The following is a 17,148-nucleotide window of genomic DNA, read 5'->3' as shown; positions in this document are numbered from 1 at the left end:
ACAGCCCTTTTATAGTTTTAAACCTTATATGATTGTAACGTTTTATTAACAACTACAAGGTAAAGCGTCCTATTGGAATACAAAGGAATTATTCTTCGCCATCTTCCTCATCTTCCTCATCATCGAACATTTCATCAAATTCTTCACTGTCCATTAATTCATCGAAAGCATCTGAAACTGCTTCAAACTCATCATCATTTTCAATATTAAGTAATTCGATTTCTTCATTCTCATGCTCTATGAATTGGTATAAGAAGATTTCTCCCTCTTCTTCATCTTCATTATCAACAGGTACAAGTGCAATATAATCTTTATCTCCAACTGGGAAGATGCAAAGAACTGCACATTCTAATTCGGTACCGTCATCAAGTGTTAATGTTACATTCAACTGATCATGTTCATGTTCGTGTTCGTGATCGTGTCCACAACCGCATCCGCATCCGTGTTCGCTCATAAATACCTCTCTTTCATGCCCATTTACAGGGTGTCTGCCTGGGCTCTATAAATATTAAAACAATAAGAATAGGATAACCAATTCTATTATTTCTAACAATTTGACTTTAACAGATTTATTACAAAAAAGCAAGGTAATTCTAGGTATATTAATTATTTAAATTTATCTTAAAATTTACAAAAAGTGATTGACTTTATATTAAAATAGAATAAAATATACAATATGATTGTGGTAAAACAATGCAGTTATAAACAAGCTTTCCGGTCATAATAAGCAATATTTTAATGAAAGAAGTATTTCAAAGTTAAGAGAGGAGAACTTCAGTGGTTACAACCAATGCTAGGGATAGCAGACCAAGAGAAAATCTAGGAAGACAGTCTAGATCGAATGAAAATTACAAGCCAAGAACAAGTCGTGATAATGGGGGTAATAAAGGAGCTTCCATTCCGGAAAAAAGAGAGAATAGGCCTGCCGGTCGAACCTCCTTCGGAGGAAATTCTCAAGGTGGGAATAAAGAGAGATCCGGTAAAACAGGAGGCTACAACAAAAACAGAGATTTTAAGAGTAATTCCTTTAACAAAGACGATGATTACGAAAACGACAAAAACTATGGCAAAGGTAACCAACGCTCAGAATCCAGATCAAAATCTGGTCAGACAAAAGAAAGAGAGCAACAGCCTGACAAATTTGAGACACTGAAAAGATTAGAAAAAGAGAAAAAAGTCAAACAGAAGAAGCTGGATCAGGAATTCAGCGGTAAGTCTGAAAAACCAAATAAACCTTTGGTAAAACACAGGAGAACGAATAACATTGACTGGACAAAAGGATATGAAAAAGGGCTCTTTGATGACGATGATGAGATTTATACAGAATATTTATAAGAAAAGTTGACGGTATAGTTTATTTCTTTCTGGATAAGTGATAAAATACAGATATGAACTAAGTATACATGGTCAATATAACATAAAATAAGAAAGGTATCTAATTGGCACACCATTTGGATACCTTTTTTCGTAGGAAGAGATGTAGTTATGGAAAAGGATAAGAATGAAATTAAAATATCAGTAAGGTCTCTGGTAGAGTTCGTTCTAAAATCTGGCGATTTGGATAATAGAACCGGCGGCAGAAAAGATACCGAGGCTATGCAGGAAGGCAGCAGGATTCATCGAAAGATACAAAAGAGGATGGGTTCTAATTACAATGCAGAATTCCCCCTTAGTATTATGGTGCCAGTTAAGAGAGATGAGCTGGAATTGGAAATAACAGTAGAAGGAAGGGCGGATGGTATTATTAGTCTGCCAGAAGAAAGTCCATCTATTGTCATTGATGAAATCAAGGGTGTATATATGGAGCTAAGCCATCTAGAGGCGCCTGTTCCGGTACATCGTGCCCAAGCTATGTGTTATGCCTATATTTATGCAAAACAGCATATGCACAATACCATCGGAATCCGTATGACCTACTGTAATATGGAAACGGAGAATATCCGGTATTTTGAAGAGACTTTTTCCATAGAAGATTTAGAAGATTGGTTTCAAAAAGTGATAGAGGAATATGGGAAGTGGGCTGCCTGGCAGTATAATTGGTCCTTATACAGGAATAAAAGTATTAAAGAAATTGAATTTCCCTTTGAATATAGGCCGGGGCAAAAGAAGCTGGTTGCTGATGTTTACAGAACGATTATACGGGATAAACGGCTGTTTATAGAAGCACCTACCGGAGTAGGTAAAACAATTTCTACTGTATTTCCCACAGTGAAAGCAATGGGAGAAGGATTTGTTATGAAGGTATTCTACCTGACTGCTAAAACCATAACAAGAACGGTAGCAGAAGAGACCTTTCAGCTGCTAGTTAAAAAAGGGCTGCATTTAAAGTCCGTTACCATAACTGCAAAAGAAAAAATATGTATTTTAGATAAACCGGATTGTAACCCCGCTGCCTGTCCCCGAGCAAAAGGACATTATGACCGGGTTAACGATGCTGTATTTGATTTATTAAATAATGAAAATGAAATCTCCAGAGAGTTAATTCAGGAGTATGCAGAAAAACATATGGTATGCCCCTTTGAAATGTCTTTGGATGTAACTCTTTGGGCAGATAGTATAATATGTGATTATAACTATGTATTTGACCCTAATGTGTATTTGCGGAGATTCTTTATAAATGAGAAAAAGAATGACTATGTATTCTTAATAGATGAAGCACATAATCTGGTTGAACGGGCAAGAGAGATGTATAGTGCCGTTCTTTATAAAAAGCAATTCCTGACAGTGAAAAATTTAGTGAAGGCAGTAAGTAAAAAATTAGAAAGAAGGCTGCAAACCTGTAATGAAGATTTACTAAAATTAAAGCGGGAATGCGATAATTGTAATGTGGTTGAAAACATTACCGACTTTGTTCTTCATTTACTTCGTTTAATGACTGAGTATGATGAGTTTTTACAGGATAATTCCAATATAGAAGGAAAGGAAGAGGTTCTCCAACTATATCTTGATATCAGGCATTTCTTGAATATTTATGATATCTATAATGAAAAATACCTGACCTATACCGATTATGATGAACAAGGAGAATTTCGGATCAAATTGCTATGCATGGATCCTTCCTGTAATCTAAATAAATGTCTGGAGAAAGGAAAAAGTGCGGTGTTCTTTTCTGCCACCTTATTGCCCATTCATTACTATAAGGAACAATTAGGGGGAAGGGAAGAAGATTATGCAGTTTATGCCCCATCACCTTTTCATACGGATAACAGGCTGCTTATGATTGGAAGGGATGTAAGTACGAAATATACAAGGCGTAACGAAACAGAGTATAAAAGAATATGTGAGTATATATATTCCTTTACAAGTGCTAAAAAAGGAAATTACATGGTGTTTTTCCCCTCTTACCAGATGTTAAATAGTATTGCTCAATTGGCAGAAGGTTCTTTGGAGGGTCTGGTCATTCAAAAAAGTTATATGACTGAATTGGAAAAAGAGGCCTTTTTGGAGGAATTCACTACAGAGCCTGAGACAAGCAGAATAGGATTTTGCGTCATGGGTGGTATCTTCAGTGAAGGGATTGACTTAAAAAGTGACAGGTTAATTGGTGCTGTTATTGTAGGGACGGGGCTGCCTATGGTGGGCAATGAACGTGAACTTTTCCGTAGTTATTATGACAGTATTAACGGCAGAGGTTTCGACTATTCCTATCTATATCAGGGGATGAATAAAGTACAGCAGTCTGCCGGCCGCGTAATACGGACTATGGAGGATAAAGGTGCCATACTTCTACTGGATGAACGTTTTGTGCAAAAACAATATATAAGCTTATTCCCCAGAGAATGGTTTCCTAATATTACGGTGGATTTACAATCCATGGAAACAGAATTAGAATGTTTTTGGAATAAAAGTTAATAAATAGTGTCTGATGATTAAGCCAAGCTAAGCTTAATTCAGCAGACACTATTTTAATAAAAAGTTCTTTTTATTTTATTTACTGTTTCTTAATAGAATCTTTAACACAAATAATAAGTACTATAAAGCATAGCTGAAAGATGAGCGGCTATAAATAGTTTATTTAATGATCCTGAGCTGCTTTGCAGTGCAGGATATGTTAACGTGATTGAGCATACCTGGCACTTCACCGTCAAAGTGAATGGAAGCGGGATTATCCAAGGTAATGTCCAGTGTTTTACAATCGAAAGTTTCGATTCCTTTTAAACCAGTATGTTTACCGAATAACAGAGTTGGCAGCAGGAATAAAATCTTTAAACGGGACAAACCATGTACCATACATATGGAAAGCTTACCATCGTATGGATCGGCAGCAGGAGCAATTTTTAAACCACCGCCCTCATATTTATGTATCATGCTTGTTATTAATAAAACTTTTTTATAGGATTTGGCAGTCTTGTTATCAATGGTAATTTCAGCATCCATATATGGGGTAGAGGCCAGTTCTTTCAGAGTAATCATGATATATGTCAGCTTTCCAAGCCCATATTTATTTAATACCTTCTTTAGTTTGGAACGGTTGGTTTCTAAACATATATTTGCATCAAAACCTAAACCGCAGCTTACTGTGAACTTACGCTGAAAATCATTTGAAACAGAATTAAGGCAGCCGGTATCCACATATTGAAAGTGATTTGGAGTCAGAATGTTTTTAAGACTTTCAATGGGGTCTTTAGGAAGATTTAAGCTTCTCGCTAAATCATTACTGGAACCGGAGGGAATATAACCCAAAACTACCTCATCATAATCTTTGATACCGTTTATAACTTCATTCATAGTTCCGTCTCCGCCTAAAACAACTATATTTTTAACGCCGGAGGTACTTTCGCATATTTCTTGAACAATTTCTGCTGCATGCAGATTATGTTCTGTAAAATAAGCTCTATAGTGTACTTCTAAGGAATCTAATTCGTTTTTTACTAAATACCATATCTTAATTCCATTCCCGGAGCGGGAATTTGGATTTACAATAAAATAATACATAGAGAACTCCAATCTACCATGGTATACAAAATATATACTTTCTTTAAATAAATTTTATATGATATCCATAATAAAGTCAATGAATGTTCTGATTAATTGATCTAATAAATGTAATGTAAAACTGTAAATCAGATGGTATAATTGAAAAGTAAGGACAGGTGAACCCAGTCTTAATTAGAAGTTGACATAACTTTTTTATATCGGATAACAGCGAAAGGAATGTTGGGTATTGTGGAAGGTTAGCAGTAGTAGTCAGGAAATTACAGGATGAATAGAAAAGACTTCATCCTGTAAGAACTATTCTTCCGGTTGTAATAAGATTCTTGTATGGCCATTTATATCATAATCCAGATTTATTAATTGCTTGCATATCTGTGTGGCTGTTTCAGCCTTTCTTTTATTACTTACTATAATTCGTTTGGTGTCGGCAAGGAGCCGATCCGTATCGCCAATTATGCCGGTGGCTATTGCAGGCTTAGGGACATTAGGGGTTGTAATTGTTACATTTAAAAAGAAAAGGGATGTTCAAAGATAAACTATAGTTTATTCAAATAGGACGCTTTACCCATCTTAAGGTTATTCAGACCTTCCTGAGTATGGGATGCTATGTGGTTTTTGTTCCATAGGGGAATTCGATGGTTCTAATACGATAGGAATCGCTTAAAGCATATTTAAAAATTGCGAACTCGCCGGGTTATACCCGGCTCAGACATCACAATTTTTAAATATTGTCGCGATTCCTACCGTATAAGAACCATGGCGAATTTCCCAAAGTCACAAAAACCACATAGCATCCCATACTCAGGAAGGTCGATCTGATTTATGGGGGTAAAGCTGTCTATAGGTATTTAGCAGATGATAAGATAATATTTGTTATGTAGAAAATCACATTGTAAAGAGTTCGTTATTTAATTCATAGCTTAGAAAGTGATTTCTTCGTTCATACGCATAGGATTAATAGTTTCCATTGGTATTACTCCATTTTTTTATAAACAAAATGGTTATAATAACCAAAATTAATAATTCAATAAACAGCTTTGCTTAATATGGTCTGAATAACCCATATTAAGCAAAGCATCCTGACTAAATACTACCGCACTATCTTATAATAAACCTTTGCCGTCATTACATAAATGATTGCATAGAATACTGCAAAAACCAATAATGTGCCAAGTGTACACCATGCAAATAAAACTACATTAGTAAGGCCCAACAGAGCTAATAATTTAGTGATTACTTTAAAGGCAAAGGCAATGTGAACAGCTGCCGTTACTATAGGAAGAAAGAATACGGTCAATACCTGGCTTCCGATTGATTTCTTTATTTCGGTACGGCTCATACCAACCTTTTGCATAATTTCAAAACGTGATTTATCATCATATCCCTCTGTAATCTGTTTGTAGTATATAATTAGTACAGTTGCCATAATGAATAATCCGCCTAGGAATATACCAAGGAAGAACAGACCGCCGTATAAGGAGAAGAACTCTTCTTTTGATCCAGCAGCAGATTCCACATAACTATTTTCATAATCTTTATCATGTAAAGAGGAGCTAATATCTTGTGATATTTGAATGGTTTCTTCGTCCTCTGTATTAATATCAAATCCATAAATATACCGAAAATAACTTACGGTTTCATCGGAATTCCCCTGTTCCTGACGGTACATTTCTTCTAACTGATCCACATCATTTGTAATTACATAATAACTATCGATGACATCTCCAATGTCTGACAGACGTTCACCTAAAGTATTATTATGCTCTTTTATGTGTAGAGGAGTATCAAATATTGTGAAGTTTTCCTGGGTATACCTTTCTCCATTGGCAATCAGGAATACTTCATTGTGATCCAAGGTATATGAGGTATGATTCATAGCATTATAGTCTTCCAAAGGTATAAAATATAGCATTTTAATATCAGATGAAAAGGAGTTGATTACTTCATCACCAGTAACGAAGGTGTCTTCATTTCTTACTGCAGGAAAGCTCAGATAACGGTATTCCAGTATATTTTCTGCTTCTGTGCCATGCTGTTCCAAGGTATTTGAAACAGTATCCTTTATTCCTGCTTGATATTCTTCCGTAATATCAGTGGAAGTGATTAAGAGGTTTCTTGCATATCTGGTACGAAGCACATCCTCCATACCAATATATAATGATACCGTTGTAGACAGCATAACAAGCACAGCTGTTGACAAGATACATATATTTGCCAGTCCTACGGCATTTTGCTTCATTCTGTACATCATACCGGATACAGTGATAAAATGTTTCGTTTTATAGTAGTATTTTTTATTCTTTTTCAGCAGTTTTAAAAGTGCGATACTTCCTGCTGTAAAAAGGCAATAGGTACCGATAATGACTAATATAACTGCAATAAAGAACATATATAAGGCGGCTATAGGAGATTCTGTAATAAGAGCAATAACATAGCCTGCTGAAAGTGCGGCTAAGCCAATTAAAGTGAGCAGCCATTTGGTTTTTGGCTCTTTTTCTCCAACCTGCCCTCCTTTTAATAGTTCAATCGGTTTAGTCAAATGGATCTGCCTGAGGTTGTTTATAAATGTTAATAAAAATATACATCCAAACAATATTAAAGTATTATAAACAGCCTTAAATGATATAGCATATCCCATTGGAACTTTAAATCTTAATAATTTAAGTAAAAGCATATACATAAGTTTGGATAAAACAATACCTCCAAGAAGACCAATGATTATGCTAATGATTGATACATAGATGGTTTCAAAAAACATAATTCGGGATATATGTTTCTTTTCCATACCAAGAATATTGAAAAGTCCGAATTCTTTTTTACGCCTTTTTATTAAAAAGCTATTGGTATAGAATAAAAATATAAATGAGAATAAACCTATTACAAAAGACCCCATAGCCAGTATGGTTTTTAAGCTGTCACCACCGGACATACTGTCCAGCCCTTTATCCAGGGAAATAGATTTCAAAATGTAATACATCATAATTGTACCAATACTTGTTAGGATATAAGGGATGTAGGTTTGATAATTTTTTTTGATATTGGTGGCGGCAAGCTTTGGATAAAATAATTTACTCATTTCTTGCACCACCTGTCGCTATCATAGTGAGTGTATCTGAAATCTTCTGATACATTGCTTCATTGTCCATAGATGCCTTATACAGCTGATGAAATACCTGTCCATCTTTAATAAACAGTACCCGTTTTGCATGACTGGCAGCTTTTATACTATGAGTTACCATTAAGATAGTCTGGCCTTCATCGTTAATTTCGTTAAATAGGCGAAGCAATCCGTCAGCAGCACGGGAATCCAGCGCACCGGTAGGTTCATCGGCAAGAACAAGCTGGGGGCCTGTGATTAATGCTCTGGCAACGGCTGCTCTTTGTTTCTGACCTCCGGACACTTCATAAGGGTATTTGGCAAGAATATCACTAATTCCTAATTTGGCTGCAATTGGTTTTAAACGGTCGCTCATTTCTTCATAAGATTTGCCGGAAAGTACCAAAGGTAAAAATATATTATCCTGCAAAGAAAACGTATCTAATAAATTAAAATCCTGAAATACGAAACCTAGATTATCACGTCGGAATGCAGAGATCTCTTTTTCAGTGATGGAAACAATACTTTTTCCATTTAACAACACCTCACCGCTGGTTGGCTTATCAAGGGAAGCAAGAATATTCAGCAACGTAGTTTTACCGGAACCGGATTCACCCATAATTGCTACATATTCTCCTTCTTCCACCGTAAAAGATACATTGGTTAAAGCTTGAACATGATTTCCACCAAAGCGGGTGGTATATACTTTCTTTACATTATTTACTTCTAAAATTGACATGTTGTAACCTCCTTGTGTTTTTCATGTTCAAGTATACTAAGAAAGGAAATGAGCAGCCATAACTTTGACTTACATTTCCTGAATGAAACTTACATTTTTGTAAGATTAATTTTTTCAAAAGAGATATATGCAAGTGAACAAAAAGTACAATAGAAAAAGAATTAAAGCAAAATTATTCAAATCTTATATCAATGTGATCCAGGCATATTTTAACCTTTGTACCGTTCCCTACCTGAGACTCTATTTCTATAGTATGGGATAAATTTTTAATAATACGTTTGCATAAATACAAGCCAATTCCTGTAGATTTTTTGTCGGCATGTCCATTATAGCCCGTATATCCTTTTTCAAACACCCGGGGTAAATCCTCTGGTGCTATTCCGATACCCGTATCTTCAATAACCAGGGTGTTGTTATCTTTTCCTTCCATATAAATAGATATACTGCCTTCCTTGGTGTATTTTAATGCATTAGACAGTAGCTGCTCAATTACAAATACCAGCCATTTCTCATCTGTTAATACCTGGCAATTCAGCTCTTCGTAATTCAAACTGATTTTTTGTCCTATAAATATCTTGGCATATTTGCGAACTGCCTGTCGGACAATTTCATCAAGATTATACTTTTTAATGACTAGATCAGAATAGTAACTGTCCAGGCGAAGATATTGAAGAACCATTTCCACATATTGTTCGATCTTGAACAGCTCCATAGAGAGTTCCGAATTCTGAGTGTTTTCTTCGGTTTGCAGAAGGAGCCTCATAGCAGAAATGGGTGTTTTAATCTGATGGACCCATAGTGTGTAATAATCGATCAGATCGTTTCTCGCAGCATCTGCCCCGGAAACAAGGGAAGTTTTATCTGCAAAAAGAATCTGAATTAATTCCTGATAGTCTTTTTCCAACAAAGACTTGGCTTGAGGAAGATCATCGATGCTTAATGTAACTTGTTTTTGTAATTGATATAGTAATCTGTGCTTCCTATAATAATGAATAAAATCCAGAATAAAGAGAATTATACCGATTATTATACATAAGACAGCGGAGTATAAAACCGGTTCTACCGGCAGATTGTAAAGAAATAAAACAACGATAAATATAATGCCAAACAATATAAAAGTAATAAAAGTTTTAATATGCTGACGGATATAAGAAAAAATGGCTGGAGTTTTCATATTCTTTTGTCCCCCATTCCTTTCTGATTATTCAATTATATAGCCAATTCCCTTCCTGGTTATTATAAAGTCAGTTAAGCCAATAGATTCAAGTTTCTTACGAAGCCTTGTCATATTAACGGTCAATGTATTATCGTCTATATAATTGTCTGTTTCCCATAGCTTAGTCATTATGGAATCCCTGCTTACGATTTTACCCTTATTCTCCATAAGAATTTGCAAAATACGATTATCGTTCTTTGTTAAGTCAATCTTTTCACCGTTATAAGCTAGAGTAGCATCACTTGTATCTAAAATGGCTCCTTTGTGTTCAATTAGGCTGGACTGTCCTGCAAAATCATAAGTTCGCCGTAACATAGCCTGTACTTTAGCCATTAATACGGACAAATCAAATGGTTTGGCGATAAAGTCATCTCCGCCCATATTCATTGCCATAACAATGTTCATATTGTCGGAAGCAGAGGAGACGAAAATAATGGGGACTTTAGATACTTTTCTAATTTCGCTGCACCAATAGAAACCATTATAAAAGGGTAGAGAAATATCCAATAATATCAACTGAGGCTGGAAAGAGACAAATTTTGAAAGAACATCTTTAAAATCAGTCACATATCCTGCTTCGTAGCCCCAGGTTTCTATATGTTTCTGCATTGATTTTGCAATGATTGTATCATCTTCTACAATTAATATTTTGTACACGGACATACCTCCTGGTTTTATGTACGATTTAATAGAATGTAAAATATAAGGAATCCAGGGATAAGAACTAAAAAAGGAAGCATTACATTAAACATATGGTTTATTATATTCCATAATAAATCATGAAGCAAGTATTTGGTAAAGAGCAATAGATGTGACATTTTTCAGCCAAACAATATGACAAATGTAACTTGTTAATGCATAGGTGATAAAGTATGATACATATAGAAACATAAATAAAAAAATTAGCATTTGGGAGGTTTTCTATATGAGAAATAAAATATCGAATGCATTATGGGGAGTATTTTTTATACTAATTGGCGTCATAATCGCAGGAAATGCATTTCATCTATGGAAGTTCAATATATTTTTTGATGGATGGTGGACTTTATTCATTATTGTTCCCAGTCTGATTAGTATTTTTCAGAATGGTTTTCGTACCTCATCTCTTATTGTATTGACCATTGGTATATTACTACTATTATCCATACAAGACTTTTTTAGCTTTGAAGTATTTGGGAAATTAATTGTACCGGTTATCTTCGTGTTTATAGGTTTAAGCATGATATTTAAGAATTTTTTCCACATAGGAGAAAGTGGCAGAAGTAGTAACCCAACATATCAAGGTGGTTCCTCAGAATATACTGCTGTTTTCTCCGGAAGCAGACATCAGATAGTAGGAGAAAAGTTTCTGGGGACAACAATCAATGCAATCTTTGGTGGAGTTGAACTGGATTTAAGAAATGCCATCATTGATGAAGACATTGTAATCAATGCAACGGCAATCTTTGGAGGTATTGATATATTCGTTCCTGCCAACGTAAAAGTAAAGGTATCTAATGTTCCTATCTTTGGTGGAGTTGATAACAAAGCACCCACTATAGTTGATATGAATGCACCAACTATCTTTATTAACTCAACCTGTATGTTTGGAGGGCTGGATATAAAATGAATGAATTTCAAAAAGTAATTAAATATCTTGCAATGGGATTTGCGATATTCTTAACCGTAACCATAATTGGTGGAATCGCAACAGGTATCTTTGCTTTGACAGGAGTATTCAATGGGTTTACTACAAGCGGGGAAGCTATTGATATAAACAAATCTTTTGATGGTGTAAAAAGTATAACCATAAATCATGGTGTGGGAACTCTTAAAGTTCGTACCGGAGAAAGTGATAAAGTAGAAATTGTTGCAAACAATGTAAGTGAACACTATACGATTGAAAAAAGCTTTAGCGGTAATCTGACTTTGAAAAACAGAACAAGATTTTGGTTCTGGAATTGGTTCGATGGTAACCTTAAATCAGATGTTACTGTATATTTACCGAAAGATTTTGTGGCAGAAAAATTTATAATCGATGCTGGAGCTGGAGATGTAAATATTGAGGGTCTTGAGACCAAGGAATTAGAGATCAATGGCGGAGCCGGAGATATAAGAGCTAATAACATTATTGCCCAGTCCGCAGAAATTGACGGCGGTGTAGGAAATGTTAATTTTAAAGAAGTTACCTTAAATAACACGACTATTGATTCCGGAGTAGGTAATGTTGATATTAAGGGATACTTATTTGGAAAAACAGATATTGATTGTGGTGTAGGTAATGTTGATCTGGATTTAATAGGATCAATGGATGACTACAATATAAAAATAGATAAAGGTCTTGGAAATGTTAAGATTAATGGAGAAAAATACTCCAATACAAACTGGAATAGCGTAAGGGCGGAAAACTCCTTAGATATTGATGGGGGAGTTGGAGATATCAGTATAAATTTTGAATAAATATAGTTTAAAAATGCTGTTGAAAAACTGTCATTCTGAGCAATCGTTCAACGAAGTTGGACTGAAGAATCATCTCAATGTAAATGTGAGATGTTTCGGATAAAGTGCTCCAGGAATGACAGTTTTTGTTTATAGGGAATACACTTAAATATTTTAAAATTACAAAAAGAATACTATTGCGATTACTGGAAATAAATAATAGAATAATATAAATTGGCTATAACGAGAATAATAATAAATAATATAGATTTAAGCATACTCAATTTTATTGAATCAAAAATTGAAGGGATGGGCGTAATCGTGAAAAAAACAGTATTTATTATTGGAACAGTACTGGTTGTAGGTTTAGGTGCAATATTTGGAACTATGCTGATAAAAACCATACAGTATACCATCGAAGAAAGTGCTGAAAAAGATCTGGAAAAATCTCAAGATTTATCTTATAAAGAAATCAAGCAAATACTACAGGATAAAGCCAATTCTGACTCAAAAAAAGAGTTAGATCAGGATATAAACGAAAGGAATAAAACGACCATGGGAATTTCTGATATAGAAAATTCCACATTGGAATCGAAAAAGGACAAAACAGGGGAAAAAGAGAATGAATCGGAAAAGCCTTCCCCGGAACCTATAGATAAAAGCATAGAAGATGGATATTATAGTAACGCAGATGGATTAGATCCTTCTGAATGGGAAGAGCCAAGTGTGGAAGTGAATTCTTCTCCTAAAATGGCTTTAAATATAAAAAATCCATCTATTTCTATTGATGCAAAAAGTGCAATTCTTATTGATAGTAAAAATGGTAAGGTGTTATACCACAAGAATGCTACCGAACCGGTTTACCCGGCAAGTACCACTAAATTAATGACGGCACTGGTTATTTTGGAACTTTGTGACCTAAATGATACTGTTAAGGTAGGACAGGAAATACAATTAATCGCACCGGATTCCAGCCGTGCTTATCTGCAGGAAGGTGAAAAATTAACCGTACAAATGCTTCTTGAAGGAATGCTATTACCTTCAGGCAACGATGCTGCATATGCCTTAGCAGCTCACGGTGGAAGAATTATTTTAAAAGATAAATCCGCGGATGTTAAAAAGGCTGTAAAGGCTTTCGTAAATAAAATGAATGAAAAAGTCAAAGAACTTGGTCTAAATGATACGAATTTTAAAAACCCCGATGGATATGATGCAGAAGGACAGTATACGACTGCCTATGATATGGGAATAATCTCTCAGGAAGCAATAAAGAAGGATATTATACGCGAAATAACAGAAAAGGATAAAGCACGAAATATATTCTTAAGCGGTGAAGATGTAACTTGGAAGTCTACCAATAAATTAGTAGTAAACGGCAGCGGAGTATTTTATAAATATGCTATTGGATTAAAAACAGGAAGCAGTTCTTTAGCCGGAAGTTGTTTGGTATCGGCAGCAGAAAATGAGGATAAACAATTTATCAGTGTTATTATGAACTCTACTGCATCCGGAAGATGGGAAGATTCTATAACTTTACTCAAATACGGTATGGAACATTAATATTGTTCCTACCTTTCATGGGAAAGATATTCTCATGATGACTATTATTCTCATGACAATAATAAAAGGTTATGTTATAATAACCAGATAACTAGTGTGAATTATTGTAATGCATAATTTACACCCTGATTTGTGGCAGTGACCCATCTGCAAGCAGACGCTGTATGCGATGGGAGAATGTAGTTAGTTACTGGTAAGTAAATAAGGAGGAGAAATCATGGCTAAGAATCTGAAAAGCAGTAAAGAGTTAAATGAATTAACTGGTTATGACTTATTGAAAGAAGAAGACTTAGTAGATCTTAATAGTTTGGGACTACTTTTTAAACATAAAAAAACCGGCGCAAGAATTGCCGTAATTACCAATGATGATGATAATAAGGTATTTTCCATTGGCTTTCGAACACCGCCTTTTAATAGTACCGGTGTACCTCATATTATTGAACATTCCGTGTTATGCGGATCTAAAAAATTCCCTGCTAAAGATCCCTTTATAGAATTGACAAAGGGCTCTTTGAATACTTTTTTAAATGCAATGACTTATCCGGATAAGACAATGTATCCGGTGGCAAGCTGCAATGATAAAGACTTTCAAAATTTAGTGCACGTATATTTGGATGCAGTATTTTATCCAAATATCTATCAAAGGGAAGAAATATTTAAGCAGGAAGGCTGGCACTACGAATTAGACAGTGAAGATGGAGAATTAAAATATAATGGGGTTGTTTATAACGAAATGAAAGGTGCGTTTTCTTCACCGGAACAACTGCTGTTTAGAACCATCCAAAACTCTCTGTTCCCGGATACCGCTTATGGAGTAGAATCAGGCGGTGATCCAAACTTTATTCCGGAATTATCCTATGAGGAGTTTCTGGATTTTCATAAGAAATATTATCATCCTTCTAATAGTTATATATATCTGTACGGGGATATGGACATTGAAGAAAAGTTAAATTGGATAGACAGGGAATACTTACAGTATTTTGATGAGAAATCCATAGATTCGGAGATCCGTTATCAGCACCCTTTTGAGAAGGTAAATGATGTAGAAATGTTCTACCCTTTAGGTGAAAATGAGAGTACGGTTAATAATACGTATCTAAGCTATAATATGTCCATTGGTACCAGTTTGGATAAAGATTTAGGTATGGCTATGCAAATTCTTGACTACGTTCTTCTGTCTGCACCGGGAGCTCCATTAAAACAAGCTCTTTTGGATGCGGGAATTGGTAAGGATGTATTCAGCAGTTACGATAACAGCATCTTTCAGCCCACCTTCTCAATTATTGCAAAGAATGCAGAATTGGAACAAAAAGAACTGTTTACTTCCTTGATTCGCACTACACTGGAACAGTTGGTACGTGACGGTTTAGATGAAAAGTCTATAAAAGCAGCCATAAACTTTTATGAATTTAAATACAGAGAGGCTGATTTTGGCCAATTCCCTAAGGGATTAATGTATGGAATTCAAATGTTAAGCAGCTGGCTGTATGATGATAACAAACCATTTACATTATTAAATGCCAATAAAGTTTTTCAGTTCTTAAAAGATAAAATCGGAACAGATTATTATACTAAGTTAATCGTAGAGTATTTACTAAATAACGATCATGTTACACTGGTTACCTTAAAACCACAAGCCGGATTATCTGCCCGAAGAGAAATGGAATTGAGAGAAAAGCTGGCTAATTACAAAGCAAGCTTTACACAGGAAGAAATCAGGAAAATTATTGAAGATACCAAACATCTGAAAGAATATCAGGAAGAACCGTCCTCAAAAGAAGATGTGGAGAAGATTCCAATGTTAAGCCGTGAGGATATTGGTGAAAAGGCACAGCCAATCTATAACGATGAAGAGGAAATTGATGGAATACCCTTTACTCATCACAATGTGTTCACCAATGGAATTGCTTATATGCGTTTGATTTTTGATTTAAGCGGTGTTCCTAAAGAATTAATTCCATATGCCGGCTTACTTTCAACGGTTTTAGGCTATATTGATACCGAACATTACAGCTTCCTAGAGCTTGCCAATGAAATTAATATTCATACCGGAGGTATTACTTCTGATGTAGCCACTTATGGAAAGATGGGAAGTCCTTTAGAATATTTACCTGCATTTCAGATTGATGTGAAGGTATTATATGACGAAATGGACAATGCCTTTGATCTATTAAAAGAGATTATCAGCTTTACCAATTTGGACGATGAAAAACGTCTTCTTGAGATTATTTCAGAAGTAAAATCAAGACTGCAAATGCGAATAAATTCAGCAGGACATATTGCGGCTGTGAATCGTGCTACTTCCTATTTTTCAGAGTCTGCCCGGTTTAATGAAGAAACCAGCGGTATATCTTATCTAAAATTTATTGAAGGATTAGAGAAAAATTATAAAGAAGAAGTTGCTGGCTTAATTAAGAACTTGCAAGACTTAATGGTTTATATCTTTAGAAAAGAGAATCTGATTATCAGCTTTACTTCTGACGAAGAAGGTTTGAAAACATTATCCGGAAAGCTGTTGCCTTTTGTTGAGCAATTAAAAAAGGATCCAACGGAGTCGGTGGAAGAACATTTTGAATTAAAACGATTGAATGAAGGATTTAAAACTTCCAGTCAGGTTCAATATGTAGCCAGAACCGGAAACTTCATAAAAGCAGGTTATCAGTATACAGGTGCTCTGGAAGTATTAAAAGTAATAATGAGCTATGATTATCTTTGGAATAACATCCGTGTAAAGGGCGGAGCCTATGGCTGTATGTGTGGGTTCTCTAATATCAGCGGTAATGGTTACTTTACTTCCTACAGGGATCCGAATATAAAAGAGACTAACGATATTTATGAGAAAGCTTATGAATATGTAAAGAATTTTACGGTAGATGAGAGAGACATGACGAAGTATATTATAGGTACCATTAGTGGAATTGACACACCCCGCACACCACGTATCAAAGGAAACACCTCTATGGGAGCCTATTTAACAGGAATGACCATGGAAGATATTCAAAAGCAAAGAGATGAGATTATAAATGTAACCATGGAAGATATTCGTAACCTTGCTGATATCATTAGAACTATTGTGGATGAAGGGAATATCTGTGTTATTGGAAATGAAAAGAAAATAGAAGAAAACAGAGATTTATTTATAGAAATAAAGACTCTTAGTTAAAAAGGGAGTATACAAACAAC

12 protein-coding genes are annotated in these 17,148 nt (G+C 35.0%); 6 read left to right on the top strand and 6 right to left on the bottom strand.

Going from position 1 to position 17,148, the window contains the following annotated elements; translation table 11 throughout:
* Positions 1-88: 88 nt before the first annotated feature.
* A complete protein-coding gene (locus tag RT261_RS09225; RefSeq protein WP_313132005.1) occupies positions 89-454 on the bottom strand; it encodes a DUF1292 domain-containing protein in 366 nt (121 codons plus the stop codon).
* Between the two features lie 323 nt (positions 455-777).
* Here RT261_RS09225 and RT261_RS09220 point away from each other — a divergent pair, with 323 nt between their 5' ends.
* The gene (locus RT261_RS09220) at positions 778-1,335 is read left to right on the top strand and encodes a hypothetical protein (RefSeq protein ID WP_313132004.1); all 558 of its coding nucleotides are present in this window, start codon (positions 778-780) and stop codon (positions 1,333-1,335) included.
* A gap of 150 nt (positions 1,336-1,485) precedes the next feature.
* Positions 1,486-3,852 carry an ATP-dependent DNA helicase gene (locus tag RT261_RS09215; RefSeq protein WP_313132002.1) on the top strand — a complete coding sequence of 789 codons (2,367 nt, stop codon included), beginning with the start codon at positions 1,486-1,488 and terminating at the stop codon, positions 3,850-3,852.
* A gap of 159 nt (positions 3,853-4,011) precedes the next feature.
* On the opposite strand, the gene RT261_RS09210 is transcribed toward RT261_RS09215, so the two are convergent.
* The 5 genes from RT261_RS09210 to RT261_RS09190 all read right to left on the bottom strand — a co-directional run bounded on the left by RT261_RS09210 (position 4,012) and on the right by RT261_RS09190 (position 10,644).
* On the bottom strand, positions 4,012-4,935 hold the full coding sequence (locus RT261_RS09210; RefSeq protein ID WP_313132000.1) for a diacylglycerol/lipid kinase family protein: 924 nt from the start codon (positions 4,933-4,935) through the stop codon (positions 4,012-4,014).
* 1,090 nt (positions 4,936-6,025) lie between these two features.
* Positions 6,026-8,011 carry an ABC transporter permease gene (locus tag RT261_RS09205; RefSeq protein WP_313131999.1) on the bottom strand — a complete coding sequence of 662 codons (1,986 nt, stop codon included), beginning with the start codon at positions 8,009-8,011 and terminating at the stop codon, positions 6,026-6,028.
* On the bottom strand, positions 8,004-8,771 hold the full coding sequence (locus RT261_RS09200) for an ABC transporter ATP-binding protein (RefSeq protein WP_313131997.1): 768 nt from the start codon (positions 8,769-8,771) through the stop codon (positions 8,004-8,006). Before RT261_RS09200 ends, RT261_RS09205 begins: the two co-directional genes overlap by 8 nt.
* A gap of 172 nt (positions 8,772-8,943) precedes the next feature.
* On the bottom strand, positions 8,944-9,945 hold the full coding sequence (locus tag RT261_RS09195; RefSeq protein WP_313131996.1) for a sensor histidine kinase: 1,002 nt from the start codon (positions 9,943-9,945) through the stop codon (positions 8,944-8,946).
* 27 nt (positions 9,946-9,972) lie between these two features.
* On the bottom strand, positions 9,973-10,644 hold the full coding sequence (locus RT261_RS09190; RefSeq protein WP_313131995.1) for a response regulator transcription factor: 672 nt from the start codon (positions 10,642-10,644) through the stop codon (positions 9,973-9,975).
* Between the two features lie 268 nt (positions 10,645-10,912).
* Between RT261_RS09190 and RT261_RS09185 the strand changes: the two genes are divergently transcribed.
* The 4 genes from RT261_RS09185 to RT261_RS09170 all read left to right on the top strand — a co-directional run bounded on the left by RT261_RS09185 (position 10,913) and on the right by RT261_RS09170 (position 17,128).
* Positions 10,913-11,596, top strand: coding sequence for a LiaF transmembrane domain-containing protein (locus RT261_RS09185; protein WP_313131993.1), 684 nt, complete (start codon positions 10,913-10,915; stop codon positions 11,594-11,596).
* Entirely contained in the window at positions 11,593-12,426 is an 834-nt protein-coding gene (locus tag RT261_RS09180; RefSeq protein ID WP_313131992.1) for a DUF4097 family beta strand repeat-containing protein, read from the top strand. The genes RT261_RS09185 and RT261_RS09180 overlap by 4 nt, the downstream gene beginning before the upstream one ends.
* A gap of 300 nt (positions 12,427-12,726) precedes the next feature.
* The gene (locus RT261_RS09175; protein ID WP_313131990.1) at positions 12,727-13,965 is read left to right on the top strand and encodes a D-alanyl-D-alanine carboxypeptidase family protein; all 1,239 of its coding nucleotides are present in this window, start codon (positions 12,727-12,729) and stop codon (positions 13,963-13,965) included.
* Between the two features lie 217 nt (positions 13,966-14,182).
* Complete coding sequence (locus RT261_RS09170) at positions 14,183-17,128, top strand: insulinase family protein (RefSeq protein WP_313131989.1); 2,946 nt, start codon at positions 14,183-14,185, stop codon at positions 17,126-17,128.
* Positions 17,129-17,148 lie beyond the last annotated feature (20 nt).

The organism is Anaerocolumna sp., from assembly GCF_032079385.1.
Taxonomy (GTDB): Bacteria; Bacillota; Clostridia; order Lachnospirales; family Lachnospiraceae; genus Anaerocolumna.
This window is presented reverse-complemented; position numbering and strand designations above follow the sequence as displayed.

Bases quoted from the DNA above. Each gene is read 5' to 3' on its own strand.
- RT261_RS09180 (WP_313131992.1), top strand. From the start codon at position 11,593: ATGAATGAATTTCAAAAAGTAATTAAATATCTTGCAATGGGATTTGCG.
- RT261_RS09205 (WP_313131999.1), bottom strand. From the start codon at position 8,011: ATGAGTAAATTATTTTATCCAAAGCTTGCCGCCACCAATATCAAAAAA.
- RT261_RS09170 (WP_313131989.1), top strand. From the start codon at position 14,183: ATGGCTAAGAATCTGAAAAGCAGTAAAGAGTTAAATGAATTAACTGGT.
- RT261_RS09185 (WP_313131993.1), top strand. From the start codon at position 10,913: ATGAGAAATAAAATATCGAATGCATTATGGGGAGTATTTTTTATACTA.
- RT261_RS09225 (WP_313132005.1), bottom strand. From the start codon at position 454: ATGAGCGAACACGGATGCGGATGCGGTTGTGGACACGATCACGAACAC.
- RT261_RS09195 (WP_313131996.1), bottom strand. From the start codon at position 9,945: ATGAAAACTCCAGCCATTTTTTCTTATATCCGTCAGCATATTAAAACT.
- RT261_RS09215 (WP_313132002.1), top strand. From the start codon at position 1,486: ATGGAAAAGGATAAGAATGAAATTAAAATATCAGTAAGGTCTCTGGTA.
- RT261_RS09200 (WP_313131997.1), bottom strand. From the start codon at position 8,771: ATGTCAATTTTAGAAGTAAATAATGTAAAGAAAGTATATACCACCCGC.
- RT261_RS09210 (WP_313132000.1), bottom strand. From the start codon at position 4,935: ATGTATTATTTTATTGTAAATCCAAATTCCCGCTCCGGGAATGGAATT.